The organism is Geodermatophilus poikilotrophus (assembly GCF_900111455.1).
GTDB lineage: Bacteria > Actinomycetota > Actinomycetes > Mycobacteriales > Geodermatophilaceae > Geodermatophilus > Geodermatophilus poikilotrophus.
On record NZ_FOIE01000001.1, the window covers coordinates 673,073 to 696,192 of the forward strand.

The window sequence follows — 23,120 nt, forward strand, 5'->3', positions numbered from 1 at the left end:
GGTGGACGTCGATCTGGAGATCGTCCCCGGCCTGGCCGGGCACCGGGCCGTCGTCGGCTGGATGGTGCTGGCGTTCCTGGTGACGTTCCTGCTGACCCGGCTGGTCACCCGGGCCATCCGGACCGGCCGCGGGCCGTTCCGCGACGCGAGCGTCGGCGGCGTGCACCTGCACCACGAGGTCTACGGCATCTTCCTGCTGCTCGGCACCGGCACCCTGGAGTTCACCTACCGGCCCGGACCGCCGTGGGTGCAGGTGCTGGCCGTGCTGTTCGGTGCCGGTGCCGCCCTCACCCTCGACGAGTTCGCGCTGTGGCTGCACCTGGAGGACGTCTACTGGAGCCGGGAGGGCCGCAGCTCGATCGACGCCGTCCTCGTGGCGCTGGTCGTCGGGGGGCTGCTGCTCGTCGGTGCCAACCCGTTCGACGCGGACGACGCCGACAGCGAGGTGTTGTTGTGGATGACGGTCGCGGTGAACCTGGTCCTCGCCCTCGCCGCGATCCTCAAGGGCCGGGTCGTGCTGGGCGTCGTCGGAGTCTTCGTCCCGCTGGTCGCGCTGGTCGGAGCGGTGCGGCTGGCCCGGCCCGGCTCGTTCTGGGCCCACCGCCGCTACCGGCCGGGCTCCCGGCAGCGGGCTCGCGCCGAGGCCCGCTTCCCCGCCGACCGGCGCACCCGCTGGGACGCGCTGGTCGACCTGTTCACCGAGGTGCCGCCGCGGCCCGCCCCTCCGGCCGCAGCGCCGCCCGTTCCGCCCGGGTGAGCGCGTGCCCCCGTCGCCGCGCGAGCAGCACCTCCGCTACAGCTGCACCGCGACGGTCGCGGCCAGCTCGCGGACGGCCTCGAGGTCGGCCGGGCCGGGCGCGCCGGTGAGGCTCAGCGGCGCGGCGACCTGCTTCCACCGCAGCGCGCCGGTGATCTTCTCGATGCTGCGCAGCGCGCCCGCGGTGTCGTCGTTGCCGTGCACGTACACGCCGTACGGGAGACCGACGGTGGCGTCCAGGCACGGGTAGTAGACGGTGTCGAAGAAGTGCTTGAGCGCTCCGGACATGTAACCGATGTTGGCCGGCGTCCCGAGCAGGACACCGTCGGCCGCGAGCAGGTCGGCGGCCCCGGCCGACAGCGCGGGGCGGACGTCGAGCTCGACCTCCTCGACCAGCGCGACGCCCTCCCGCACCGCCTCGAGCACGGCCTGCAGGGACGGCGAGGGCGTGTGGTGGACGACGAGCAGCCGGGGCACGCGGGCATCCTCCCCCGCCCGCTCAGGGGCGCAGCGCCTCGTACACCTCCGCCGCGTGGTCGAAGACGGCGAAGTGCCCCTCGCCGACCAGCCAGTGCGCCGTGCAGTCGGGCAGCATCGCGGCCAGCACCCGGCCGAGCGCCACCGGCACCTGCCAGTCCTGCGTCCCGTGCCACAGGTGGACGTGCTGGCGCACCTCCGTCAGCGGAAACCCCCAGGGACGGAACAGCAGCGCCCGGTCCTCGGCGAGCGGCGCGGTCCCGTTGCGCAGGCCCTCGGTGAAGGTGTCGGCCAGGATGCGCCGGACCTCCGGGCGCCCGATCACCCGGCGGTCGGCCGGGTTGAGCCGTGCCTGCAGGTAGCGCGGGATCGCCGCCGGGCGCTGGGCGATCGGGGCGAACACCGGCCGCAGCAGCGCCGCCGCCGGCGACGGCCGGTGTGCGGCCGCCCGCAGCCGCCGCGGCACCCAGCCCGGCCACGGCCACGGGACGTCCGGCGGGGTTGCCCCGCCGAGGACGCCGACGCTGCGCACCCGGGAGTCGAAGGCGTGCGCGCAGGCCAGGGCGTAGGCGGCGCCACCGGAGAGGCTGAGGACGGCGAAGTCCTCGACCCCGAGGGAGTCCAGCAGCGGCGCGACGTCGTCCGGCCAGTCGGCCACCCGCCGTCCCGGCAGCGGGTCGGAGCGGCCGAAGCCCGGCCGGTCGGGGACGACGAAGCGCACGCCCCAGCGCCGGTAGTCCTCGGGGTCCTCGACGTGGCGCTCCAGCCGCGAGCTCGGCGAGCCGTGGCAGCCGAGCACGACCCGGCCCGCCGGGTCGCCGTACTCGGCGTAGGCCAGCGTCCGCCCGTCGGGCAGCCGGACGCTGCCCTCCCGTGGTCCGGGTCGTCCGCCGTGGCCTGGTCGCTCCCGCATGCCGGGCCCCTACCCCGCTCCGCGGCGTGACGACCACCCCGCCCGGGAGCGGACGTCCCTAGCCTGCGGTGGGTGCGCACCGACCGGGGCCTGGACCGGCTGATCACCTTCCTCGACGCGGTCGTGGCCATCGCGATCACGCTGCTGGTCCTGCCGCTGGTCGACGTCATCCCGGCGGAGGGGCGCGACGTCGACCTCGGCGACCTGCTCGCCGACGAGGCCGGCCGGTTCGGCGCCTTCGCGCTGAGCTTCGCGGTGATCGCGCAGCTGTGGCTGGTGCACCACCGGATCGTCGAGCGGGTCGGCTCCTACGACCGGCCGTTCGTGCTGGTGAACCTGCTCTGGACGCTGACGATCGTGCTGCTGCCCTTCGCCACCGAGGTGGCGGCCGTCTACGGGAACGACACCCGCCTGGGGATCGCGCTCTACATCGGGACGATGGCACTGAGCTCGGCCTGCCTGACCGTGCTGAGCCTGATGGTCTCCGGCCGGCCGCACCTGCGTCGGCACGGCTACGACGGCGCCGAGGACGACCCGACCGGTTCCCTGCTCACCACGGCCGCCTTCGGGGTCGCCCTCGTCCTCGGTGTCGCCTTCCCCGCGGTCGGCTACCTCGCGCTGCTGCTGCTCCTCCTCCCCGACCCGGTGCGCCGGTTGCTCTCCCGCGGCGCGCGCTGACCCGGCGGCCGCGGGTCACACCTCCTCGACGCCCATCCGTCCGGTGGCCCGCTCGACCAACCCCACGACCACCACGGCGACGACCACCGCGGCCAGGGCGCCGACCACGACGGCGGCCGGCAGCTCCAGCGCGACGTCCACGACGGCGACGGCGGCCGCGGCGACCGGCCACCACCAGCCGCGCCGTGCCCCCCGCTTGGACATCCCCACCTCGGTGAGGGACACCGACAACAGGTAGACCACCACCCCGCCGGCCAGCACCAGCCGGGTGCCGGTCGGCACCTCACCCTCGCCGCTCTGCACGACGGCCAGCTCCAGCCCCGCGCCGACGGTGGCCAGCGCCAGGGTCAGCGGCAGCTGCCCGAAGACGTACACGTCGTGCGAGTGGTCGCTGCGCTCCCCGCCCACCTCGCTGAGCAGCTGCTTGGCGCGGGCCCCGGCCAGGTCGAAGTAGCTCCACCACAGTGCCACGGCCAGGACGAAGCCGAGCGCCGCGACCAGCAGGCCGGAGCCGGTCCAGTGGGCGGTGTGCAGCCCGTGGGCGATGCCGGCCACCGACTCGCCGAGCACCAGGATCACGAAAAGCGCGAACCGCTCGGGCAGGTGCTCGACGTGCAGGGGCACGTCGGCCGACGAGCGGGTGGCCACCAGCGGCACCAGCACCTCGACCAGGACGGCGGCGGCCCACAGGGCGAACCCGATCGGCCGTGGCACCGCGAGGGACACCGCCCACAGCAGCGCCCCGATCGCGGTGCCGATCATGTACAGCCGGGCGATCGGCCGGGCACCGGCCAGGTGCCGGTACGCGCGGAGGTACTGGAGGAACAGCATCGCCCGCAGCACCAGCTGGCAGCCGACGAAGATGCCGAAGTAGGTGCCGGTCGCCTCGGTGGCCGTGGCGGCCATCCCGACGACGGCGGCCATGCTGCCGAGCTTGAGCAGGCGGTAGACGACGTCGTCGTGGTCGAAGCGGTTGGCGTAGAGGGTCGAGCTGACCCACGCCCACCAGACGGTGGTGAACAGCCCGGCGAACACCAGCTCCCCGTGCCAGGTCACGTCGGCACGGAAGTCGATGGCCAGCTCCGCGACGACGAGGACGAAGGCCAGGTCGAAGAAGAGCTCCAGGCGGGAGGCGGACCGATCGTCGTCGGTGCGCAGCTCGGGCGCGCGGATCAGGCCGCCGAGGATGGATCGGGGTGCGGTGCGGTCGGTCACGACGCTCCCTGGGGACGAGAGGATCCCCGTCGACTACCCCGGCGCGGCGTTCCCACGCGGGGTCGTCGTCAGCGGCGGAAGTCGTGCGCCTCGTCGTAGCCGTGGTCGCCGGCGTCGTCCACCGGGGCGGTCTGCGGGGCCCCCTCCTGCGGTCGGGGCCTGTCGCCGGTCACCTCGTGCGCCGTGTCGTAGCCGAGGTCTCCGGTCGGTTCGCGCGGGTCGGGCTCCATGTCGGTTCCTCCTCGTCGGGTGCGCCAGGTCGACCATGCTCGGCCGCCGGGGGGGAGCGACACGAGGACTCCCGTGTTGTGTGTTCGTACGATCATGCTGCTCCTCCGGACGGCGGGCGGTGCAGGCAGCGTGCTCCCGGCCACCGACACGAACGGTGCTCGCACCGGGCCCGGCGCCGCCTCTGCACTCACGTACGGCTGCCGTCGTCCCCTCGTTCAGATCCTCCTCGGGGTTCTCCCCCCGCAGTGCCGATGACGGTGCGGACGGCGTACAGCTCGGGGAAGAAGGTGAGGTCGAGGGCCCGGCGCAGGAAGCCCACCCCGGAGGAGCCGCCGGTCCCGGTCTTCGCGCCGATGGTCCGCTGCACCGTGCGCAGGTGGCGGAACCGCCAGAGCTGCCAGTTGTCCTCGACGTCGACCAGGCTCTCGCAGGCCTCGTAGACCCCCCACGGCGTGCCCGTCGACTCGTAGACCTCGCGGAAGACCGGGACCAGGTCCGGCTGGAACGTCCACGGCTGGCGCACGTCCCGCTGCAGGACGGCCGCCGGCACCGGGAGGCCGAGCCGGGCCATCAACCGGAGGAACTCGTCGTAGAGCGTCGGCGCCGCGAGCAGCTCCGCCAGCAGCGCCCGTGCGGCGGGCTCGCCGTCGAAGACCGCGAGCATGCCGGGGTGCTTGTTGCCGAGGACGAACTCGACCGCGCGGTACTGGTGCGACTGGAAGCCCGACGCGTTGCCGAGCGCGCCGCGGAACTGGGCGTACTCCCGCGGGGTCAGCGTGGCCAGGACCGACCACTGCTCGATGAGCGTCCGCTCCACGTTCTTGACCCGGGCCAGGCACTTGAGCGCCGGTGCCGGCGCGTCGCCGGCCAGGTGGCGGCAGGCGGCCCGCAGCTCGTGCAGCACGAGCTTCAGCCACAGCTCGCTGGTCTGGTGCTGGACGATGAACAGCAGCTCGTCGTGGTGCTCGGGGCGGCTGCGCGGGTGCTGGGCGGCCAGCAGGCGGTCCAGGTCGAGGTAGGCGGCGTAGGTCATCGCGCCGCCGAGGTCGGTGCGGATGGAGTCCTCCAGCGGCCGCACCGATCCCGACGGGTCGTGGTCCGACGGCACCACGGCCGTCACCGTAGTCCTCATCGGCTCCGGTAGAGGCGGGTCGTGACCGGGAGGAACACCGCGGTCAGGGCCGCGGCCACGGCCAGGGAGACCGCGATCGCGGTGCCGTCGGGGTCACCGGCCATGAGCGAGCGGGATGCGGTGGCCAGCACCGAGATCGGGTTGACCTCCACGAACACCTGCAGCGGGCCGGGCAGCGTGGCCGGGTCGACGAAGACGTTGGACAGGAACGTCAGCGGGAAGAGCACCGTGAAACCGCCGTTCAGGACGGCGCTCGGTGAGCGCAGCACCAGGCCGAGCGCGGAGTACACCCACGAGAGCCCGAACGAGAACAGGACCACCAGCCCGAGCGCCAGCAGCGCCCCGGCCACCCCGCCTGCCGGCCGGTACCCCAGGACGACGCCCAGCACGAGGATCACCGTGCCGGCGACGACGTACCGGACGCTGTCGCCGAGCAGGGCGCCCAGCAGCGGCGCCGGCCGCCAGATCGGCAGCGAGCGGAACCTGTCGACGACGCCCTTGGTGAGGTCGGTGTTCAGCGCGACGCCGGAGTAGACGGTGGTGAAGACGACCGACATGACGAGGATGCCGGGCAGCACGTACTGCAGGTAGGCGCTGGTCGAGCCGGCCAGCGCCCCACCGAACAGGTAGGTGAACATCAGCACGAACAGCACCGGCGTGATGGTGACGTCCATCAGCTGCTCGGGGACGTGCTTGATCTTGAGCATCCCGCGCCAGCCGAAGGTCAGCGCGGTCGCCAGCGGTCCCGGCCGGGGCGGCCGCGCGGTGGAGGCGATCGCCCGGCGAACCGCGGCGGTGTCGGTGCCGCCGGGGGTGGTGGTGGCGGTCATGACGCCTGCTCCTCGAGGGTCGCGCTGGGCGGCTCCTCGGCCGCGTGGCCGGTGAGGCCCAGGAAGACCTCGTCCAGGCTGGGCTGGCCGAGGGAGAACTCGGCGATGCCGAGGCCGGCGCGGCCCAGCTCGCCCATGCCGAGGGCGGCGAGCCGGGCGTCGGGGCAGACCGCCGAGAGCGCGGCCGGGTCGGGCTCGAGCACCACGGTGCCGACCGCGGCCTCGAGGACCCGGGCGGCCGCCGCGCGCTGGGCCGGGTCGAGCAGCCGCACGTGCAGCGAGCCGGTGCCCACCGAGGCCTTGAGCTGGCCCGGGGTGCCCTCGGCGATGACCCGGCCGTGGTCGATGACCACGATCCCGTCGGCCAGCTGGTCGGCCTCCTCCAGGTACTGCGTGCAGAGCAGGACCGTCGTCCCCTCGGCCACCAGCGCCCGGACGATCTCCCAGACCTGACCGCGCGAGCGGGGGTCCAGCCCGGTCGTGGGCTCGTCGAGGAAGGCCAGCTGCGGGGTGACCACGATGCTCGCGGCGATGTCGAGCCGCCGGCGCATGCCCCCGGACCAGTGCTTCACCAGCTTGCCGGCGGCGGAGGCGATGCCGAAGGCGTCGAGGAGCTCGTCGGCCCGAGCGCGGGCCGCGGCCCGGCGGTGGCCCAGCAGCCGCCCGATGAGCACCAGGTTCTCCCGGCCGGTGAGCTCCTCGTCCACCGAGGCCAGCTGGCCGGTGAGGCTGACCAGGCCGCGCACGGCGTCGGCCTCGGCGACCACGTCGTGGCCGAGGACCCGGGCACTGCCGGCATCGGGCGGGACGATCGTGGCCAGCATCCGGATCGTCGTGGTCTTGCCCGCGCCGTTGGGCCCGAGCACGCCGTAGATGGCACCCGCCGGGACGGCGAGGTCGATACCGGCCACGGCCCGGGTGGTCCCGAACGACTTGGCCAGGCCGGTCGCCTCGATGGCGAGCGCGCTCCCTGCGGTCATCGCGACTCCCTCGAGCGGTGTGTGCGTCGCAGCGTCCTCTGCACCTCCGACCGAATGTGCGCGTCGGAGTCATCGGACCGCCACCGGATTTCCCGCCGCGATCGTCGGACCTCGAGCGCACTGGAGGTCAAGCCCCGCCGGACCGGCGGGATCGGCGGTCTCGCACGGTCCCGGTCGCGCAGCCGTGCGAGTCCGGCGATCCCGCTCGCTGGACAGGGACCGGGCGACGGCTCCCCGCCGCGGGTCAGGCCCCGTCGTCCTGGGAGTCGAAGTGGACGTCGACCTCCTGGTGCTTCACCGCCCGCTGGGCGCGCGCGGCCTCCGAGTAGACCCGCTCGTCGCCCTCGGTCAGGTCCTGGTGGTCGACGAAGGGCGTGAGCAGCGCCCGGGGGTACAGGGAGTCGACCCGGACCACGTCGATCTCCACGCACAACATGAGCGCGACCGCGGCCAGGTAGATGAACGCGATGAGCCCGAGGACCAGGGCGAAGACCGCGTCGACGGCGCTGGCGTTGGCCACCACGCGGGCGACGTAGACGCCGCCGAAGGACTGCAGCAGCTGCCACACCACCGCAGCGGTCACGGCACCGGGCAGCACCTCCCGGGTGGTGAGCCGGCGGGCCGTGGTGATGCGGAACCCCAGCACGAAGACGGCGGCGTTGGCCAGCACCGAGGCGACGGTGAGCAGCACGTGCAGCCAGCCGCTGAACCCGCCGCCGTAGGCGGCCGCACCCGTGCCCAGCGCGGAGAGCAGGGTGCTCGCCAGCAGGAGCAGGCCCAGGGTGAACAGCAGCAGCAGGCTGCGCCCGCGGGCGCTGATCGGGTCCGGCCGGCTGTGCCGCGGCACCGCCCACACCGTGTTCATCGCGTGCTGGATGGCCTGCCCCATGCCCAGGGCCCCGTAGAGGGCGACCAGCCCGCCGACCACGATCCCGGTGACCCCGCCGCCGAGCCCCTCCGGCCGGGCCAGCTGCGGCCCGATCACCGGGAACTCCGCCAGCGCGGAGTCCAGCAGCCGCTGCTGCAGCCCCGGGTCCCCGGCCAGCACCAGGCCCAGCACGGTGGCCAGCAGGAGCAGCGTCGGGAACAGCGACAGGAAGCCGTAGTAGGTGATCAACGCGGCGAGGAAGTGGGCGTCGTCGTCCATGAACTTGTAGACCACCGCGATCGGGAACCCGGCCGCCGGGTGCCGCCGCTGGAACCGGTCGACCCGCTCGGTCCACCCCATGGCCCACCCCGATCGCCCCGGGTGCCCGCCGCGGCACCCCCGGTCCAGCTTGCCGCGCCAGGCGGTAGGAAGGGGGCATGGCCGACTCCTTCCCGTCCCTCGCCGAGCTCGCCGCCGAGGAGGAGCAGCTGCGCTTCGACGGTTTCACCAACGACGACGCCTGGGACCTCGGCTCGGCGATCGTGGCGGTCGCCCGGCGGGACGGCGCCCCGGTGGCGGTCGACGTCAGCCGGCACGGCCACCAGCTCTTCCACGCCGCGCTGCCCTGGACCAGCCCGGACAACGACTCCTGGATCCAGCGCAAGGCCCGCGTCGTCCACCGCTTCGGGCACAGCAGCCTCTTCGTGCGGCAGGCCTCCATCGAGCGGGGGACGACCTTCGAGGAGCAGTTCGGCCTGGACCCCCAGCTCTACGCCGCCCACGGCGGCGCGTTCCCCGTCGTCGTCCGCTCGGTGGGGCCGGTCGGCGCCGTCGTCGTCTCCGGGCTCCCGCAGCTGGAGGACCACCGCATGGTGGTCGCCGCCATCCGGGCGCACCTGGGCCGGTGACCGCTCTCCCGCGCCGGCTGAGCGCGGGTCAGCCGCGGCCCAGCCGGGCGAGCACCCGGGTCGTGCGGTCAGCGTCCGCGGGCGACTCGGTCCCGGGGCGGCAGATGCCGTCCATGTAGAGCGCGTCGCCGAAGGAGTCCGCGCCGGCCTCCACGCGGTCCAGTTCGGCGTCGGTGAGCGCGGGGTCCGCGCCGACCGACCGTGCGACGTCCCAGCGGTGCACCACCATGTCCCACACGTAGACCTGCTCGAGGGTGGCGCCGACCGTCGTCGGCCCGAAGAAGCCGTCGTACGCCTGCTCCGCGACGGCCTCGTCGGCGAGGGCCGCCGCGACCCGCCGCGCGTGGGCCCGCCACGCCGCCGCCGGGTCGGCGTCGACGTCCGGCTCCTCCCCCAGCTCGACGCCGCGCTCGGTGAGGAACTCCCGCTGGGTCCGCACGAGGTGCCGGACGACGTCGCGCACGGTCCACCCCTCGCAGGTCGAGGGCCGGTCCCACGCGTCGGGCGGGACGGCGCCGAGGACGGCGGTCAGCGGGCGGTCGGCCGCGGCGTAGGCGGTGGCGGTCGAGGTGCTGGGTGTGGTCGTCGGTGAGGTCATGGCCGGGACGGTAGGGGGCCGGGCAGGGTGGGTCTTGATGGAACCCGACACCGCGCCCCGCCCCCTCGACCACGTCGAGCGCGCGCACCTGCGCTCCCCCGGCGACGCCTCGCACGTGATGCACCGCTACGACGCGGCGCCGGAGTTCGGCGGCCTGCTGGAGCGCTTCTGGATCCCGGTCTGGTCGGTGCCGCCCGGCCGGGAGGCACCGCAGCAGGTGCTGCAGTACCCGGTCACGCTGCTCGTGGTCTCCGGGGACTACGCCCGCTTCTACGGCGTCGTCGCGGGCCTGTCGACGACCACGCTGACCGGCGACGGCTGGGCGGTCGGGGTCATGTGCGCCCCGGCCGCCGGCGGGCTCGTCGCCCGCGGCTCGGTGGCGCCGTACACCGACCGGCACGTCGACCTGGCCGAGGTGCTCGGTGGCGACGGCGAGCGGCTGACCGCGCGGGTGCGCGGCGCGATGGCCGCCGACCCGACGTCCCCCGCGGCGCACGCGGTCGCCATGGCGGCCTTCGGCGACGCGCTGCGGCCGCTGCTGCCCGTCGACGCCGAGGGGGACCTGGTCAACCGGGTGGTCGCCTTCGTGGAGGGCGACCGCGAGGTCGTCCGGGTGGCCCAGGTCTGCGCGGAGTTCGGCCTGTCCGAGCGGGCGCTGCAGCGGCTCGTGCAGCGCCGGCTGGGGCTGACGCCGAAGTGGCTCATCCAGCGCCGCCGGCTGCAGGAGGCCGCCGAGCGCCTCCGCGGTCGCGGCACCACCCTCGCCGAGGTCGCGGCGCTGCTCGGGTACGCCGACCAGCCGCACTTCAGCCGGGACTTCTCCCGGGTCACCGGGATGACGCCGGGCGCGTTCGCGGCCCGCTACGCGAGCTGAGCAGCCGACCGTTCACGCAGCCGCGCGACCAGCACCGGCACCACCTCGGCGCCGGCCGTGCCGGCCGCGGCGCAGCCGAGCACGACGAGCCAGGCCAGCGGGTCCAGCGGCGTGCAGCCGAAGAACCGGCTGAGCCCCGGGGTCTGGACGACGGCGGCCAGGACGGCGAGCGAGCCGGCGGCGGTGACCAGCACCAGCGGGCTGCGCCGGCCGGCCCACGCCGTCTGCCCCAGCTGGGTGGTGATGAGGGCGGCCAGGCCCATCGTCCCGGCCCGGCCGCGGAAGCCGGTGAGCCGGCCGGTGGCCCAGGCGGCGGTCGCGCCGGCGGTGGTCGCCGCTCCGCGGACCAGCACCATCCGGCGCACCTCCCGCGCGAAGCCGCGCCGCGGCCCGGCCTCGAGCACCGTGGCCAGCGGGTGCCCGGCCAGCGGGCCGTCGTCCCCGCCGGTCGCGGCACCGCGGGGCGCGGCCACGGCGACGGCCAGCGCGGGGAACATGTCGGTGAGCAGGTTGACCAGCAGCAGCTGGCGGGTGTTCAGCGGCGCCCGCCCGCCGAACGCGGTGCCGAGCACGGTGAACGCCACCTCGCCGGCGTTGCCGCCGACCAGCACCGAGACGGCGTCCTGCACCCGCGTCCACATCGCCCGGCCCTCGCCGATCGCGTCGACCAGCCGGGTCAGGTCCAGGTCGGTGAGCACCAGGTCGGCGGCGGCCCGGGCGGCGGGCGACTCGGCGCCCGAGACGCCCACCCCCACGTCGGCCAGCCGGATCGCCGCGGCGTCGTTCACGCCGTCGCCGGTCATCGCCAGGGTCGCCCCGGCCCGGCGCAGCGCGGCGACCAGCGACACCTTCTGCTCCGGCGACAGCCGGGCGAACACCGCGGTCTCGCGCACCATCCGGGCGCGCTCGGCCTCCGAGGCGCGGGCGAACTCCGCGCCGGTCACCACCCGGTCGGCGTCCGGGATGCCGGCCTGCCGGGCGATGGCGCTGGCCGTCTCCGGGTGGTCGCCGGTGGCCACCAGGACCCGGACGCCGGCGGCCCGCAGCTGCTCCACGGCCGCGACCGAGGACCCCCGTACCGTGTCGGCCAGCCCGACCAGCCCGCGCAGCGTGAGGTCCCGGGCCCCCTCCTCCAGGTCGCCCGCACCGCCGTCCCACTCGCGGTCGGCGACGGCGAGCACCCGCAGCCCCTCGGCGGCGAGCGCCTGCACCCGCCCGGTGAGGTCCCCGGCGTCCCGGCAGCGGCCGGCCACCACCTCGGGCGCGCCCTTGACCACCAGCCGGCCCTCGCGCACGGCCGCGGAGAAGCCGCGCCCGGCGGCGAACGGCAGGCTCTCCCCCGCGTCGCCGTCGGGGCACACGCCGCGCTCCTCGGCGGCCTCCACGACCGCCCGGTCGGTCTCGTGCGCCCGGTCGTCGCCGTTGCCGACACCGGCCGCGACCAGCCGCAGCAGCGCGTCCTCGTCCAGCTCGCCGTCCACCGGGACGAGGCCGGCCACCCGCAGCCGGTTCTCCGTCAGCGTCCCGGTCTTGTCGAAGCAGACTGTGTCGACCCGGCCGAGGGCCTCCAGCACCCGGGCGCTGCGGACGACGGCACTCCGTCGGGACAGCCGCCGGGCCGCGGCCTGCTGCGCCACGGTCGCCACCAGCGGCAGCCCCTCGGGCACCGCGGCGACCGCGACCGCCACGCCGTCCCGGACGGCGTCGCGCAGCGGGCGGCGCCACAGCACACCGAGGGCGGTGACCGCCGCGCCCCCGGCCAGGGTCAGCGGCAGCACCGACCGGGTCAGCTCGCCCAGCCGCGCCTGCACGCCGACCGGTGGCGCCGCGCCGCCGGCGGCCCGGGCCGCGCGCCCGGCCTGGGTGGCCTCCCCCACCGCGACGACGACGGCCCGCCCGCGCCCGGCGACCACGGTGGTGCCGTCGAAGAGCACGCAGGTGCGGTCGGCGACCTCGGCCCCCGGCGTGGCCGGGACCGACTTGCCGACCGACAGCGACTCCCCGGTCAGGTTGGATTCGTCGACCTCCAGGTCGACGGCCTCCAGCAGGCGGGCGTCGCAGGCGAGCACGTCCCCGGGCTCGACCTGGACGACGTCCCCGACCCGCAGCGCGCTGCCGGGCACCTCCTCGCGACCGCCGTCGGTCTCGCGGTGGACGGCGACGTCCTGCTCGAGCAGCAGGGACTCCAGCGCGGTCTCCGCCCGGAACCGCTGCAGGCCGCTGACCAGCGAGTTGGCGACGGTCACGCTGCCGACGAGGACGGCGTCGGTGGCCTCGCCGAGCATCGCCGTGGCCGCGGCGCCGGTGCCGAGGACCGGGGTGAGCGGATCGGCGAGCTCGGCGGCGACGGTGCGGGCGAACCGGGACGGCCCGCGCACCACCGGGTGCGCGCGGAGCCGGCGGAACCGGACCGGCCGGCCCTCCTCCCCGGCCGGGAGCTCGGCCAGCCGGCGCACCACGTCGTCGGGGTCCAGCGCGTGCCAGGGGGTGTGCACCGTGGGCGGCGGGACCGGGCGGCCGGCGGCCCGGACCGCGGCCCAGGTGCCGCCCAGCATCGCGACGGTGGTGGCCGTCTTCCCGGGCGAGGTCGCCCGCTGCTGCCCGTACCGCGCACTGCCGACGGCGGCCAGCAGCGCGCCGAGGACGTTGCCGGTGAGCGCCGCCTGCACCGAGCGCCGGCTGACCGTGCGGGCCGCCGCCGTCGCCGCGACCACCCGGCAGGCGTCGGTCAGCCCGGGCCGGGTGACCAGGTCGGCGCCCCACGCGGGCGCGCAGCCGGGCCGCACGGGCGCGACGGACACGTCCGCCGCCAGCAGCGCGGGGCCGTCGGTGTCGCTGACCAGCAGGACGCCGCGCCCGTCCGCCTGCAGTCGCCGCACCGTCTCCACCAGCGCCTCGTCCGCGGGGGCCACCTCGTCGGCGGCGGCGGCCACCTCCCGGGTGCCGGCGTGCGCGGTCAGCACCAGCCGCGTGCCGGCGGCGGCCGCCGCCGAGAGCAGCGCCTCGGCGTGCGGGTCCAGCTCGCGGGCGACGGTCACCGTGCCCACCCGGCGGCGACCCTGGTACACCCCACGGGTCTCGGCCCCGGGGGCGTCGTCGGCGTCGGTGGCCGGCCCGACCCGCAGGCCCTCCTCGGGCTCCTCGCCCTCCAGGGCGCCGACCAGCCGCGCGGCGGCCGACCAGACGCGGGCGTCGTCCCACCCCTCGGCCTGCGCGGTCGCCTCGAGCACCACCGGCGGGCCGGTGCACAGCGCGTCGCCGTCGACCACGACGGCGTCCACCCGGTCCAGCCGGCGGTAGGCCGCGCCGTCCATCGGCAGCACGTCGCGGCGGCACAGCAGCAGGTCCAGCGTCGTGGCGAACGCCGCCCGGCCGTGGAAGGCGGCCTTCGGGCTCAGCGCCTTGAGCAGGTCGGCCGAGCGGCCGGGGCGGCCGGTGAGCGCCAGCAGGCCGAGCGCGGCGGCCAGCTCGGTGGGTCCCAGCCGCTCGGTGTAGGTCTCGACCGGCCCCGGCGGCAGCGGCACGGGCCGGTCGCCGGGTGGCGTCAGGGGCTCGCGCTCGCCGTCGTCGGGGTCCGGGCGGCACAGCTCCCACTCGCGGCGCCGCCACACCTGCCGGTGGGCGCGCATCTCCAGGAACTCCTGCAGCGCGGCGGCGGCGTTGAGCGCGGGCACCGAGGGGCTCTGGGTGAGCGCGTGCAGCAGGGCGCTGACGCCGGAGAACGCCAGCTCGGTGCCGGTCGGTCCCACGCGCCGGTACAGCTCGCGCTGGAGCCACGTCTGGGACTCCAGCAGCACGACGGCGAGGGTCGCGTGGCGGGTGAGCGCCGGGATCGGCGACAGCTTGGCCGCGTAGGCGACACCGACGGCCGCGACGTGGATCCCGACCGCGGTGAGCGCCGCCAGCAGCGGCTCCAGGTCGGCCGGGTGGTCCTCCCGCGCCGGGAACAGCCCCTTCCCGCCGCGGGCCTTCTCGATGGCGGTCACCGTGCCGACGAGGTCCTCGACGCTGACCCGCCGCTCGTCGAAGGCGACCAGGACCCGGCCGACCACGTCGTTGACGGTCGCCCACTCCACGCCCTCGAGCCGTTCCAGGTGCCGGCGCAGCGCGGAGCGGACCTCCGGGGACTCCTCCGCGTCCGGTGCGACCAGCTCGACCTGGACCCGGCCCCGGTCGGCCCAGACCCGGCGGGTGTGCCGCGCCGGCGGGGGCTCGACCATGCCCCGGGCGGCGTCCAGCAGGTCGTGCAGCCGCCCGTCGGGCAGCGGGTCGGCGCCGGTGAGCAGGGTGCCGACGGCGCGGGTGCCGCTGACCGCGGCGGAGTGGGCCCGGGACAGCGAGGCCCGGGCGGCCCCCTCCACCAGCCCGGCGGTGCCGCCGACGAGCCCGGCCGTGACCCCCGCGCCGGCCACCACGCCGGCACCGGCCAGCGCCGCGGCCGCACCGAGCGCGCTGCCGATCCGGCGTCTGATGGCCATCGGCTCTCCCGGAACTCGGTCCCCGGAACAAGGTGGACCCGGACGCTACGCCCGTCGCCGCGCACCCGCGCCCCCGAGCGTCCTCACCCCTCGCCGAGCCAGTCCACGGCCGCCACCGCCACCTCCGGCGGGACGGTGTGCCCGCCGGCGAACTCCCGGTAGGTGACGTCGTAGCCGTCGTCGCGGAGGGCCGGCACGATGCGCCGGCTGGTCCGGTCGACCGGCAGGACGTCGTCGGCGTCGCCGTGCGACACGAACACCGCCGGCCGCCCCTCCCGCGACGACCCGGGGACGAAGCCCGGCGAGAAGGCGACCACCCGCCCGAACAGGTCCCCGTTGGCCAGGCCGAGGCCCAGGGCGTACGAGGCGCCGTCGGAGAACCCGGCCACCGCGGTGCGCCTGGCGTCGACCGGCACGGTGGAGAACACCCGGGCCAGGGCCCGGTCCAGCAGGGCGGCGTCCTCGGCGGAGCCGCCGGTGACGGCGTCCCACGTCGACCCGCGGGAGGCCGGGGCGAGGACGAGCAGGCCCCGCTCGTCGGCCAGGCCGCCGAGGACGCCCAGTCCGGCCTCGGCGTTCCCGCCGGCGCCGTGCAGGGCCACCACGAGCGGCGCCGTGCTGCCCGGCGCGAGCCCGGGCGGCACGTGCAGCAGCGGCGGCCGCTCCACCCCCAGGTCCAGCGGCTGCGTCCCCGGCGCAGGGAGCCCGGCGGGAGGCTCGGGCTGCGGGCGGGCGGTGAGCCGGGCAGCCGCGTCCGTGCCCCCGGGTGTCCCCGGCAGCCGCGCGCCGCAGCCGGCGAGGACGCCCGCACCGGCGAGCGCCGCGGCCGCGCCCAGCAGCCGCCGGCGGGTCCAGCCGGGGTCCGGGGGCGGCACCGTCAGCCGCCGCTGTGCAGGGCCGCCCAGAAGGCCGCGCGGACGCCGTCGGCACCCCAGGCGTTGGGCTCGATGAGGGAGCAGAACCACAGGTCGCGCTGCTCCGGCCGGGCCTCGCGGCGCCGCGGGTCACCGGCCGCCAGCCCGTGGCCGCGGAAGCGCTCGGCGATCTCGGCCACCGCGGCGCCGCGCCGCGCCGCGCCCCGGCGCAGGGCGTCGTTCAGCTCGCCGATCAGCGCGACGGCGTCCGGCCAGGGCGGCAGGCCGAGCCGCTCCGCGTCGGCGGTGCCGTCGCTCGGGTCGTAGACCGTGCCCACGACGACCTGGCCGCCCGGGGCCAGGGTCTCGCCGATCGCGGCCAGGGCCCGGTCGAGCGCGGCCGCGACGCGGGCGACCACCGCGCGGGCGGCCGCGGTGTCCCCGTAGGCGCCGAGGAGGTCGTTCCCGCCGATCGTCAGGGTGACCAGCGCGGGCCGCTCCGGCAGCGCCGCGAGCCGGGGCAGCTGCCGGTCCAGCAGCGTGCCGGTGGTCGCGCCGTCGGTCGCCAGCAGCGCGAACGTCGTCCCGGGCGCCGTGCTGCGCAGGTCGCGCCCGCGCCAGTCCGGGAAGTCCTCGTCCCGGTTGGCGTACAGCAGGCTGGCCCCGCCGCGGCCCGGGCCGCCGGAGTAGTCGTCGATGGAGATCGAGTCGCCGAGCGCGACGTACCCTCCGGCGCCGGTCACCCCGCCATGGTGCGCCAGGAGCCGGTCAGCCGCGCCCCGCCCGCCGCGCGCTCCCGCGGCGGGGCCCGCCCCTGCCCCCGGACCGGCGGCTCCCGGCGTCCTCACGGCGGGCCGGGGCCCCCCGCCGGACCGGGGCCCCGCGCCGGGCGCCGCGCGCCGCGCACGCCCGGCAGGTGGGGAACCGCGGGGCGACCGACACGCCGCAGTCGGCGCACCGGCCCGGCCCGGCCGCGGCGATCGCGCCGGGGAGCAGCTCGGTGATGCGGGCGGCACACCGCTGCTCCAGCCGGGCCGCGTCCTCGGCGGTGAGCCCGGCGACGCCCGGGAAGGAGCGCAGCAGCGTCGACGCGTCGCGCGCGGCGGCGGCCGCCTGCTCGAAGTCCTCCACCGGTCCCCGCCGCGGCAGCGCCGGCAGCACCGTCTGCGGCGGGACCCGGTGCCCGGCTCCGTGCAGCAGCGAGGCGCGGACCAGGGTGAGCCAGCGGGTGCGGCGCGGCGGCTCGAAGTCGATGGGCAGGGTGACCAGGCGCCAGACGGTCCCCAGGTCGGTGCTCTCCCCGACCAGCCCCGCCAGCAGCGGCAGCAGCGCCTCAGCCCGCTCGACCAGCCCGCTGACGTCGTCGCCCGTCACCGCCTCGTCCCGGGTGGCCGTCCGGGCCCACCGCGCCCACCGGCCCAGGGCCTCGGGGATGTCGACCGGCGCGAGCGCGCCCAGGTCGTCGAGCTCGGGGCGGAGCCGGGGGGTGCGCCGGGGCAGGTCGCTGGCCACCGTGCCGCGGGCCACCGCGGCGCCGGTGGCGACCAGGGCGGCGTCCGGCCGCAGACCCGGCACGCCGGTGAGCACGCCGACCGTGCCGTGACTCGTGAGCAGGTGGCGGCCGGCGCGGCCGGCGATCTGCGCGGCCTCCACGTCCGCAGCGGACGGCGCTCGACCCCGTCGAACTTGGTCGTCTCGGCGAACAGCACGGTCGCTGCCGGCACGTTGATGCCGTGCCCGATGACGTCGGTGGTGACCAGCACGTCGAGCTCGCCGCGGCTGAACCGGTCGATCACCTCGCGCCGGGTGGCCGGCGGGAGGGCACCGTAGAGGACGCCGGTGCGCCCCGGCCGGACCGCCTCCAGCACCGCCGCGGTGGCGTAGACGGCCTTGCGGGAGAAGGCGACGACCAGCGTCCGCGGCCGCACGCCCGAGGGCCGCACCGGGGCCGGCAGGACGTCGAGCCGGGACAGCCGCCCGTGGCGGACGACCTCGACGTCGGCGACGTCGGCGACCAGCGGCTCGAGCACCGGCAGCGCCTCGGCGGCCGAGACCACCCGGACCTCGCGGTACTCGCCGGTGAGCAGCAGACGCGCCCAGGTGTGCCCGCGGTCGGGGTCGGTGACCCAGTGCGCCTCGTCGAGGACGAGCAGCCCGCCGCGCGGCGGCGCCTTCTCGACGGTGCAGCAGAGGACCGGCGCCATCGGCTCGATCTGCTCCTCGCCGGTGGACAGGCCGACGGTGCCCGGTGGCAGCTGTGCCGACAGCCGGGCGTACGCCTCGTGGGCCAGCTGCCGCAGCGGAGCCGCGTAGGTGCCGGCACCGGCCTCGGCGAGGGCGGCCAGCGCGTCGTGGGTCTTGCCGGAGTTCGTGGGGCCGAGGTGGAACACGACCCGCTGCGGCGGGGTGCCGCGCACCGGCAGCGCCGGACCCGCGCCGGCGGGGAGCGCGTCCTCGGAGACGGACCGGGGGTGGAGGGAGGCAGGCAGGACGTCGTCCTTCGTCGGGTGCGGGAGGGGCGGCGGGCCGAACGCCCTCGGCGGGGGTCCGTCCAGGCCCGGGGGGACAACAGCCGGGAGCTCGCGCGCATGCCCGGGGTGTGCGACGTCGCCCCGGGTCCTCAGGCGCCGGCCCCGCCGACCTGGCTACCGTGGTAGGGCATCGGCGGCCGCACGCGAGGGGACGGACAGGTGGACACGGCGCTTCCGCACGGGGTCGTCCCCGCGCCTGGCCCGCGCTACGTGCACGACGCGCTGTTCTTCTCCTCCCCTGACGAGCTGGCCGCCGCGACGGTTCCCTTCGTGCAGCAGGGTCTGGCTGCCGGGGACGCCGTCGTCGTCACCGCCTCCCCCGCCACCGCCGACGTCGTCCGGACGGCCGTGGACGACGACCGGGTCAGGGTCCTGGCATGGGTCGAGGCCTACGCCCGGCGCACGCCCGCGGCGGTCACCGCGTTCCGACGGCTGGCCGACGAGCTCACCGCCACCGGCGCGCGTCGCGTCCGGGTGCTCGGCGAGACCGACTTCGGGCGGACCGAGCGCGAGCAGCTGGAGTGGCAGCGCTACGAGGCCGTGGTGAACCACGCCCTCGCCGACCGGCCGCTGTGGGGACTGTGCCTCTTCGACACCACGCGGCTGCCCGACCAGGTGCTGGAGTCCGTCGCCCGCACCCACCCGACCGTCGTGACCGGCTCCGCGCGCACGCCGAACCCCCGATTCGTCGACCCCGCGGAGTACCTGCGCGGCCTCCCGGTGCCGGTGGAACCGCTGCAGGCGGCGGCCCCGCGGCTGGCGGTGGACGAGGTCGCCGACCCGATCGCGCTGCGGCACGCCGTCGCCTCCGCGCTGGCCGACACCGGTGGGCCGCGCGACGTGGTCGAGGACTTCCTGCTCGCGGTCGACGAGACCACCTCCAACGCCGTCCGGCACGGGAGGCCGCCGCTGGGTCTGCGGCTGTGGACGTCGGCCGAGCGGCTGGTGTGCACCGTCACCGACCACGGGCCGGGGATGGACGACCCGTTCGCCGGCTACGGCCCGGCGCACGGCGACGACCTCTCGCGCGGCGGCATGGGCGTGTGGCTGGCCCGCCAGCTGTGCGACCACGTCGACATCAGCTCCGGCCCGGACGGCGTCACGGTCCGGTTGACGACCGCGCTGCGCTGACCCGCCCCTGGGAGACTGGCCGCGTGCACCTGGTCCTGGAGTACGCGCTGGCCGACGACTACCTACAGCGCCGGGCGGCCCTGCGCGAGGAACACCTGGCGCTCCTGCGGGCAGCCCACGAGCGCGGCGAGCTGCTGATGGCCGGCGCGCTGCCCGACCCGTACGACCGCGCGCTGCTGGTGTGGACCGCACCCCGCGAGGTGGTCGAGCGCTTCGCCGAGTCCGACCCCTACGTCGTCCAGGGGCTGGTGACCGGCTGGACCATCCGGCAGTGGGACGTCGTCGTCGGCTGACCGGGAGCGGGCCGGGCGCTGGGGACGACCCGGTCAGGTGGTCATCGGGGCTGCACCAGAATCTTGACGTTCTGCTCCTTGTTGTCGATGAGCTCGCGGAAACCCTCCTCGACGATGCCGTCGAGCCCGATCCGCCCGGTGATGAACTGGAACGGGTCCACCCGGCCGGACGCCACCATGTCGATCGTCGCCGGGTGGTCGTGCGCGTAGGCGAGGCTGCCCAGCACGCTCACCTCGCGGAACACCAGGTCGTTCATCGCGACCCGGGCCTCGTGTCCCCAGATCGCGACGTTGACGCAGGTGCCGCCGGCGCGGGTCGAGCGGATGGCCGTCGCGAGCACCTGGTCGACGCCGGCGCACTCGAAGGTGACGTCGGCGCCGCGGCCCCCGGTGAGCTCGTCGACGGCCGCCACGACGTCGACCGCCCGCGGGTCGAGCACCGTGGCGGCGCCGGCTCCCGCGGCCTTGTGCTTGCGGGCCTCGGCGGGCTCCACCACGACCACCTGCTCCACGCCGGCGGCGGTCAGGGCGGCGGTGGTGACGAGTCCGATGGGGCCGGCCCCGAACACCACGGCGGAGTGTCCCGGCCGGGCGCCGGAGAGCCGGACGGCGTGGGCGGCGACGGCGAGCGGCTCGATCAGCGCCCCGACGTCGGTGCCCAGGTCGCCCAGTGGGTGCACCCACCGCCGCTCGGCGACGACGTACCGCGAGAAGCCCCCGCCGCCGCCGGAGAGCCCCACGAAGCCGAGGGTGCGGCAGACGTTGTAGCGACCCTGCCGGCAGGCGTCGCAGCGCCCGCAGACGACGTAGGGCTCCACGACCACCCGGTCGCCCAGCCGTACGTCGTCCACCCCGGGGCCGACCTCCGCCACCACGCCGGCGAACTCGTGGCCGAGGGTCACCGGCATGCCCTCGCCGGTCAGCGGGTGCGGCGCCTCGGCCGTCGGCACGAAGATCGGGCCCTCGAGGTACTCGTGCAGGTCGGTGCCGCAGATGCCGCACCACTCCACCTCGACGGCGACCGTCCCCGGGCGCACCTGGGGGTCCGGCACCTCCTCGACCCGGATGTCGCCGCGACCGTGGAACCGGGCTGCCTTCATGGCGTCGTCTCCGTCCGTCGGTGGACCTCCGCGCGGGAGGCTGCCGACAGGACACCGCGTGACGCCCGCCCCGGGGAGCGTTGCAGCGAGTTGCAGCCGCGGCTCGTCCCCAGGAGGACGGTGGCCACCCTTCACGGTCCCGCGCCGCGCCTGCGAGGCGCGGGGGGAAGGGTGGTCCTCCCTCAGTCGGGCAGCAGCCGCCGCAGGACGCCCTTCGCCGTCGCGCCGGCCCGGTAGGACTGCACCAGCCAGGAGTTGCACACGATGTTCGCGCCGGCCAGCGCGGGCACCAGGAACTGCGTCACCCGCTGGCGGCTCTGCCACTTCTGGATCTCCGGACTGGTGCCCGCGGTGGGCAGGGTGGCGTCCTTGACCTCCACCGTCTCCCCGCGCTGCTGGGCCTGCTCGGCCAGCTTGCCGATCTGGGCGCCGCTGTACGCGGCGTAGGCGGTGGCGCCCGCACCGGCCACGGCCAGCCCGGCCTTGAGCCCGCCGACCGTGCCGAAGCCCTGCTGCAGCGCGATGCGCCGTCCGCCCACCTGGGTCAGCCGGAGCCCCGCGAGCAGGGTGGCCGCGATGCCACCGAACTGGGCCGGCTGGAAGCGGCTCCACGCCGAGCTGGCCACCCGGATCCGGTCGATGCCCTGGGACAGGTCGCTGCCGGACTTGTTGACGCCGGCGATGCCCATCACCGCCCCGCCGAACCAGAGGGCCGAGCCGAGGTCGTGCACGGCCTGGGCCACGAAGTGGTTGTCGGTGTTGCCGGTCATCTGTTCCTCCGGTGCATCGGGTCTCCCTCTTGAGTGGCCGCCCCTACCCGGGTCCGCGGACCGGTAACGGGCAATGCCGTGACACGCCGGAGAAAGCGGCGGGGCGGGTGGGAGCGACTCCGGCGGGGTAGGCGACGTGGCGGCCGCCGTTCGGGCAGTCGGACCGGCCTGAGCCCCGCGGAGACCACCATGACGCGCCCAGCCGTTCCCGTGTCCGAGATCGACCGAGGCATCGTCGAGGCGCACCGCGACCTCGGCGCGGCCCGGTCGGCGTTCGCGCAGTCCCCGAGCGGTGCCGCGATCACCGCCTGCCAGGCGGCGGAGGCGCGGCTCAACGAGCTGCTCGACGTCCGGTTCGACCGCATGACCGCCGCCCGCCCGCCCGCCGCGTCCGCGGCGTGACCACTGTCCCGACGGGTGCCCGCCCGCGCGCGCGGCGGGTGGAGGAGGCTGGAGGCTGCGGCCGCGCCTCCCCGAGGGGGCAGCGGGGCCGGAGGACGGTCGGTGGGACGGGCTCGCCGGCGACGAGCAGTGCAGGAGCAGTTGGATGCCGCAGGGCACGGTGAAGTGGTTCAACGCCGAGAAGGGGTTCGGGTTCATCGCACCCGACGACGGAGGGCAGGACGTCTTCGTCCACTTCTCCGCGATCGCCGACGAGGGCGGGTTCCGGACCCTCGACGAGGGCCAGCAGGTGGAGTTCGAGGCCAGCCAGGGCCAGCGCGGGCTGCAGGCGGACTCGGTGCGGCCGGTCGGCGGCGCCCCGCGACGCCAGGACGCCGGGTACGGCCAGGAGCGTGACCGCGGGCGCGACGACCGCGATCGGGGTCGCGGGCGGGACGACGACCGGGGCCGTGGACGCGACAGCGACCGCGGCCGGTCCTCGTCGCGGGCCGGGCGCAGCACCGGCACGGTCACCTGGTTCGACAACGACAAGGGCTTCGGGTTCATCCAGCCCGACGAGGACGGCCCGGACGTCTTCGTGCACTTCTCGCAGATCGCCGACAGCGGCGGCTACCGGAGCCTCGACGAGGGCCAGCGGGTCGAGTTCGACGTCACCCAGGGCCAGCGCGGGCCGCAGGCCGAGGACGTGCGGTCCGCCGAGCGCGGCGGGGGCGGCTCCCGGGACGCCGGCCCGCGGGGCGGGTACCGCGACCGCGACTCCGGCGGGTACCGCGACCGGGACGGCGGGGGGTACCGCGACGGTGGCCGGGACGCCGGGCGCGGCGGCGGCGGCGCAGGTCGCCGTCCCTCGGGCGGTGGCCGGGCCAACGGCACGGTGAAGTGGTTCAACGCCGAGAAGGGCTTCGGGTTCATCGAGCCCGACGACGGCGGCCCGGACGTGTTCGTGCACTTCTCGGCCATCTCCGACCGCGGTGGCTTCCGCAGCCTCGACGAGGGCCAGCGGGTCGAGTTCGAGGCCAGCGAGGGCCAGCGCGGCCGGCAGGCCGACCGGGTCGACCCGGCTTGAAGAAGGACCCCGTCCTCCCCACCCCTGGCAAGCT

24 protein-coding genes are annotated in these 23,120 nt (G+C 76.3%); 8 read left to right on the top strand and 16 right to left on the bottom strand.

The window, feature by feature from the left end:
* The first annotated feature begins 1 nt into the window (after position 1).
* The gene (locus BMW27_RS03045; protein WP_091438842.1) at positions 2-757 is read left to right on the top strand and encodes a hypothetical protein; all 756 of its coding nucleotides are present in this window, start codon (positions 2-4) and stop codon (positions 755-757) included.
* Positions 758-793: 36 nt separating this feature from the next.
* On the opposite strand, the gene BMW27_RS03050 is transcribed toward BMW27_RS03045, so the two are convergent.
* Positions 794-1,234, bottom strand: coding sequence for a flavodoxin family protein (locus BMW27_RS03050; protein WP_091438844.1), 441 nt, complete (start codon positions 1,232-1,234; stop codon positions 794-796).
* Positions 1,235-1,256: 22 nt separating this feature from the next.
* Positions 1,257-2,147 carry an alpha/beta fold hydrolase gene (locus BMW27_RS03055; RefSeq protein WP_091438845.1) on the bottom strand — a complete coding sequence of 297 codons (891 nt, stop codon included), beginning with the start codon at positions 2,145-2,147 and terminating at the stop codon, positions 1,257-1,259.
* Positions 2,148-2,219: 72 nt separating this feature from the next.
* On the opposite strand from BMW27_RS03055, the gene BMW27_RS03060 reads away from it, so the two are divergent.
* Positions 2,220-2,825, top strand: coding sequence for a TMEM175 family protein (locus tag BMW27_RS03060; RefSeq protein ID WP_091438847.1), 606 nt, complete (start codon positions 2,220-2,222; stop codon positions 2,823-2,825).
* Positions 2,826-2,840: 15 nt separating this feature from the next.
* Here BMW27_RS03060 and BMW27_RS03065 read toward each other — a convergent pair whose 3' ends face one another.
* From BMW27_RS03065 to BMW27_RS03085, 6 genes are all read right to left on the bottom strand, one after another.
* Positions 2,841-4,040 (bottom strand): low temperature requirement protein A, encoded by a 1,200-nt coding sequence (locus tag BMW27_RS03065; protein WP_175486316.1) that lies wholly within the window; start codon positions 4,038-4,040, stop codon positions 2,841-2,843.
* Between the two features lie 68 nt (positions 4,041-4,108).
* A complete protein-coding gene (locus BMW27_RS23205) occupies positions 4,109-4,270 on the bottom strand; it encodes a hypothetical protein (RefSeq protein WP_175486322.1) in 162 nt (53 codons plus the stop codon).
* Positions 4,271-4,458: 188 nt separating this feature from the next.
* Positions 4,459-5,382, bottom strand: a complete 924-nt coding sequence (locus BMW27_RS03070; protein WP_245743267.1) for a tryptophan 2,3-dioxygenase — start codon at positions 5,380-5,382, stop codon at positions 4,459-4,461.
* A 17-nt stretch (positions 5,383-5,399) separates the two neighbouring features.
* Positions 5,400-6,233: an ABC transporter permease gene (locus BMW27_RS03075; protein ID WP_091438853.1), complete on the bottom strand. Its 834-nt coding sequence runs from the start codon at positions 6,231-6,233 to the stop codon at positions 5,400-5,402.
* Positions 6,230-7,213 carry an ATP-binding cassette domain-containing protein gene (locus tag BMW27_RS03080; RefSeq protein ID WP_091438855.1) on the bottom strand — a complete coding sequence of 328 codons (984 nt, stop codon included), beginning with the start codon at positions 7,211-7,213 and terminating at the stop codon, positions 6,230-6,232. The genes BMW27_RS03075 and BMW27_RS03080 overlap by 4 nt, the downstream gene beginning before the upstream one ends.
* A gap of 244 nt (positions 7,214-7,457) precedes the next feature.
* Entirely contained in the window at positions 7,458-8,441 is a 984-nt protein-coding gene (locus BMW27_RS03085; RefSeq protein WP_091438857.1) for a YihY/virulence factor BrkB family protein, read from the bottom strand.
* A 77-nt stretch (positions 8,442-8,518) separates the two neighbouring features.
* Here BMW27_RS03085 and BMW27_RS03090 point away from each other — a divergent pair, with 77 nt between their 5' ends.
* On the top strand, positions 8,519-8,989 hold the full coding sequence (locus BMW27_RS03090) for a heme-degrading domain-containing protein (protein WP_091438859.1): 471 nt from the start codon (positions 8,519-8,521) through the stop codon (positions 8,987-8,989).
* A gap of 28 nt (positions 8,990-9,017) precedes the next feature.
* On the opposite strand, the gene BMW27_RS03095 is transcribed toward BMW27_RS03090, so the two are convergent.
* The gene (locus tag BMW27_RS03095; protein WP_091438861.1) at positions 9,018-9,587 is read right to left on the bottom strand and encodes a TIGR03086 family metal-binding protein; all 570 of its coding nucleotides are present in this window, start codon (positions 9,585-9,587) and stop codon (positions 9,018-9,020) included.
* Positions 9,588-9,624: 37 nt separating this feature from the next.
* Here BMW27_RS03095 and BMW27_RS03100 point away from each other — a divergent pair, with 37 nt between their 5' ends.
* Positions 9,625-10,461, top strand: a complete 837-nt coding sequence (locus tag BMW27_RS03100) for a helix-turn-helix domain-containing protein (RefSeq protein ID WP_091438863.1) — start codon at positions 9,625-9,627, stop codon at positions 10,459-10,461.
* Here the strand turns inward: BMW27_RS03100 and BMW27_RS03105 are convergent.
* From BMW27_RS03105 to BMW27_RS23815, 5 genes are all read right to left on the bottom strand, one after another.
* Positions 10,449-14,939 carry a cation-translocating P-type ATPase gene (locus tag BMW27_RS03105; RefSeq protein WP_091438865.1) on the bottom strand — a complete coding sequence of 1,497 codons (4,491 nt, stop codon included), beginning with the start codon at positions 14,937-14,939 and terminating at the stop codon, positions 10,449-10,451. The two genes, BMW27_RS03100 and BMW27_RS03105, sit on opposite strands and share 13 nt — an antisense overlap.
* A gap of 83 nt (positions 14,940-15,022) precedes the next feature.
* Complete coding sequence (locus tag BMW27_RS03110; RefSeq protein ID WP_091438867.1) at positions 15,023-15,814, bottom strand: alpha/beta hydrolase; 792 nt, start codon at positions 15,812-15,814, stop codon at positions 15,023-15,025.
* A 2-nt stretch (positions 15,815-15,816) separates the two neighbouring features.
* Positions 15,817-16,536, bottom strand: a complete 720-nt coding sequence (locus tag BMW27_RS03115; RefSeq protein WP_175486324.1) for a GDSL-type esterase/lipase family protein — start codon at positions 16,534-16,536, stop codon at positions 15,817-15,819.
* Positions 16,537-16,561: 25 nt separating this feature from the next.
* On the bottom strand, positions 16,562-17,167 hold the full coding sequence (locus BMW27_RS23810; protein WP_245743268.1) for a hypothetical protein: 606 nt from the start codon (positions 17,165-17,167) through the stop codon (positions 16,562-16,564).
* Positions 17,164-18,210, bottom strand: a complete 1,047-nt coding sequence (locus BMW27_RS23815) for a helicase-related protein (protein WP_245743269.1) — start codon at positions 18,208-18,210, stop codon at positions 17,164-17,166. The genes BMW27_RS23810 and BMW27_RS23815 overlap by 4 nt, the downstream gene beginning before the upstream one ends.
* A 273-nt stretch (positions 18,211-18,483) precedes the next feature.
* On the opposite strand from BMW27_RS23815, the gene BMW27_RS03125 reads away from it, so the two are divergent.
* Together BMW27_RS03125 and BMW27_RS03130 are read left to right on the top strand one after the other, a co-directional pair.
* The gene (locus BMW27_RS03125; protein ID WP_091438871.1) at positions 18,484-19,455 is read left to right on the top strand and encodes a sensor histidine kinase; all 972 of its coding nucleotides are present in this window, start codon (positions 18,484-18,486) and stop codon (positions 19,453-19,455) included.
* A 23-nt stretch (positions 19,456-19,478) separates the two neighbouring features.
* Positions 19,479-19,748, top strand: coding sequence for a YciI-like protein (locus tag BMW27_RS03130; RefSeq protein WP_091438873.1), 270 nt, complete (start codon positions 19,479-19,481; stop codon positions 19,746-19,748).
* A 41-nt stretch (positions 19,749-19,789) separates the two neighbouring features.
* Here the strand turns inward: BMW27_RS03130 and BMW27_RS03135 are convergent, their stop codons facing one another.
* The gene (locus tag BMW27_RS03135) at positions 19,790-20,848 is read right to left on the bottom strand and encodes a 2,3-butanediol dehydrogenase (protein ID WP_091438875.1); all 1,059 of its coding nucleotides are present in this window, start codon (positions 20,846-20,848) and stop codon (positions 19,790-19,792) included.
* 182 nt (positions 20,849-21,030) lie between these two features.
* A complete protein-coding gene (locus BMW27_RS03140) occupies positions 21,031-21,618 on the bottom strand; it encodes a hypothetical protein (RefSeq protein WP_091438877.1) in 588 nt (195 codons plus the stop codon).
* Positions 21,619-21,807: 189 nt separating this feature from the next.
* Between BMW27_RS03140 and BMW27_RS03145 the strand changes: the two genes are divergently transcribed.
* Together BMW27_RS03145 and BMW27_RS24540 are read left to right on the top strand one after the other, a co-directional pair.
* A complete protein-coding gene (locus BMW27_RS03145; protein WP_139206815.1) occupies positions 21,808-22,020 on the top strand; it encodes a hypothetical protein in 213 nt (70 codons plus the stop codon).
* 145 nt (positions 22,021-22,165) lie between these two features.
* Positions 22,166-23,086 (top strand): cold-shock protein, encoded by a 921-nt coding sequence (locus tag BMW27_RS24540; RefSeq protein ID WP_091438932.1) that lies wholly within the window; start codon positions 22,166-22,168, stop codon positions 23,084-23,086.
* Positions 23,087-23,120 lie beyond the last annotated feature (34 nt).

What these genes read in the sequence shown, in the direction of transcription:
- BMW27_RS03140 (WP_091438877.1), bottom strand. Translation starts at nt 21,618, where the DNA reads ATGACCGGCAACACCGACAACCACTTCGTGGCCCAGGCCGTGCACGAC.
- BMW27_RS03095 (WP_091438861.1), bottom strand. Translation starts at nt 9,587, where the DNA reads ATGACCTCACCGACGACCACACCCAGCACCTCGACCGCCACCGCCTAC.
- BMW27_RS03080 (WP_091438855.1), bottom strand. Translation starts at nt 7,213, where the DNA reads ATGACCGCAGGGAGCGCGCTCGCCATCGAGGCGACCGGCCTGGCCAAG.
- BMW27_RS03085 (WP_091438857.1), bottom strand. Translation starts at nt 8,441, where the DNA reads ATGGGGTGGACCGAGCGGGTCGACCGGTTCCAGCGGCGGCACCCGGCG.
- BMW27_RS24540 (WP_091438932.1), top strand. Translation starts at nt 22,166, where the DNA reads ATGCCGCAGGGCACGGTGAAGTGGTTCAACGCCGAGAAGGGGTTCGGG.
- BMW27_RS03105 (WP_091438865.1), bottom strand. Translation starts at nt 14,939, where the DNA reads ATGGCCATCAGACGCCGGATCGGCAGCGCGCTCGGTGCGGCCGCGGCG.
- BMW27_RS03100 (WP_091438863.1), top strand. Translation starts at nt 9,625, where the DNA reads ATGGAACCCGACACCGCGCCCCGCCCCCTCGACCACGTCGAGCGCGCG.
- BMW27_RS03055 (WP_091438845.1), bottom strand. Translation starts at nt 2,147, where the DNA reads ATGCGGGAGCGACCAGGCCACGGCGGACGACCCGGACCACGGGAGGGC.
- BMW27_RS03145 (WP_139206815.1), top strand. Translation starts at nt 21,808, where the DNA reads ATGACGCGCCCAGCCGTTCCCGTGTCCGAGATCGACCGAGGCATCGTC.
- BMW27_RS03090 (WP_091438859.1), top strand. Translation starts at nt 8,519, where the DNA reads ATGGCCGACTCCTTCCCGTCCCTCGCCGAGCTCGCCGCCGAGGAGGAG.
- BMW27_RS03135 (WP_091438875.1), bottom strand. Translation starts at nt 20,848, where the DNA reads ATGAAGGCAGCCCGGTTCCACGGTCGCGGCGACATCCGGGTCGAGGAG.
- BMW27_RS23205 (WP_175486322.1), bottom strand. Translation starts at nt 4,270, where the DNA reads ATGGAGCCCGACCCGCGCGAACCGACCGGAGACCTCGGCTACGACACG.
- BMW27_RS03075 (WP_091438853.1), bottom strand. Translation starts at nt 6,233, where the DNA reads ATGACCGCCACCACCACCCCCGGCGGCACCGACACCGCCGCGGTTCGC.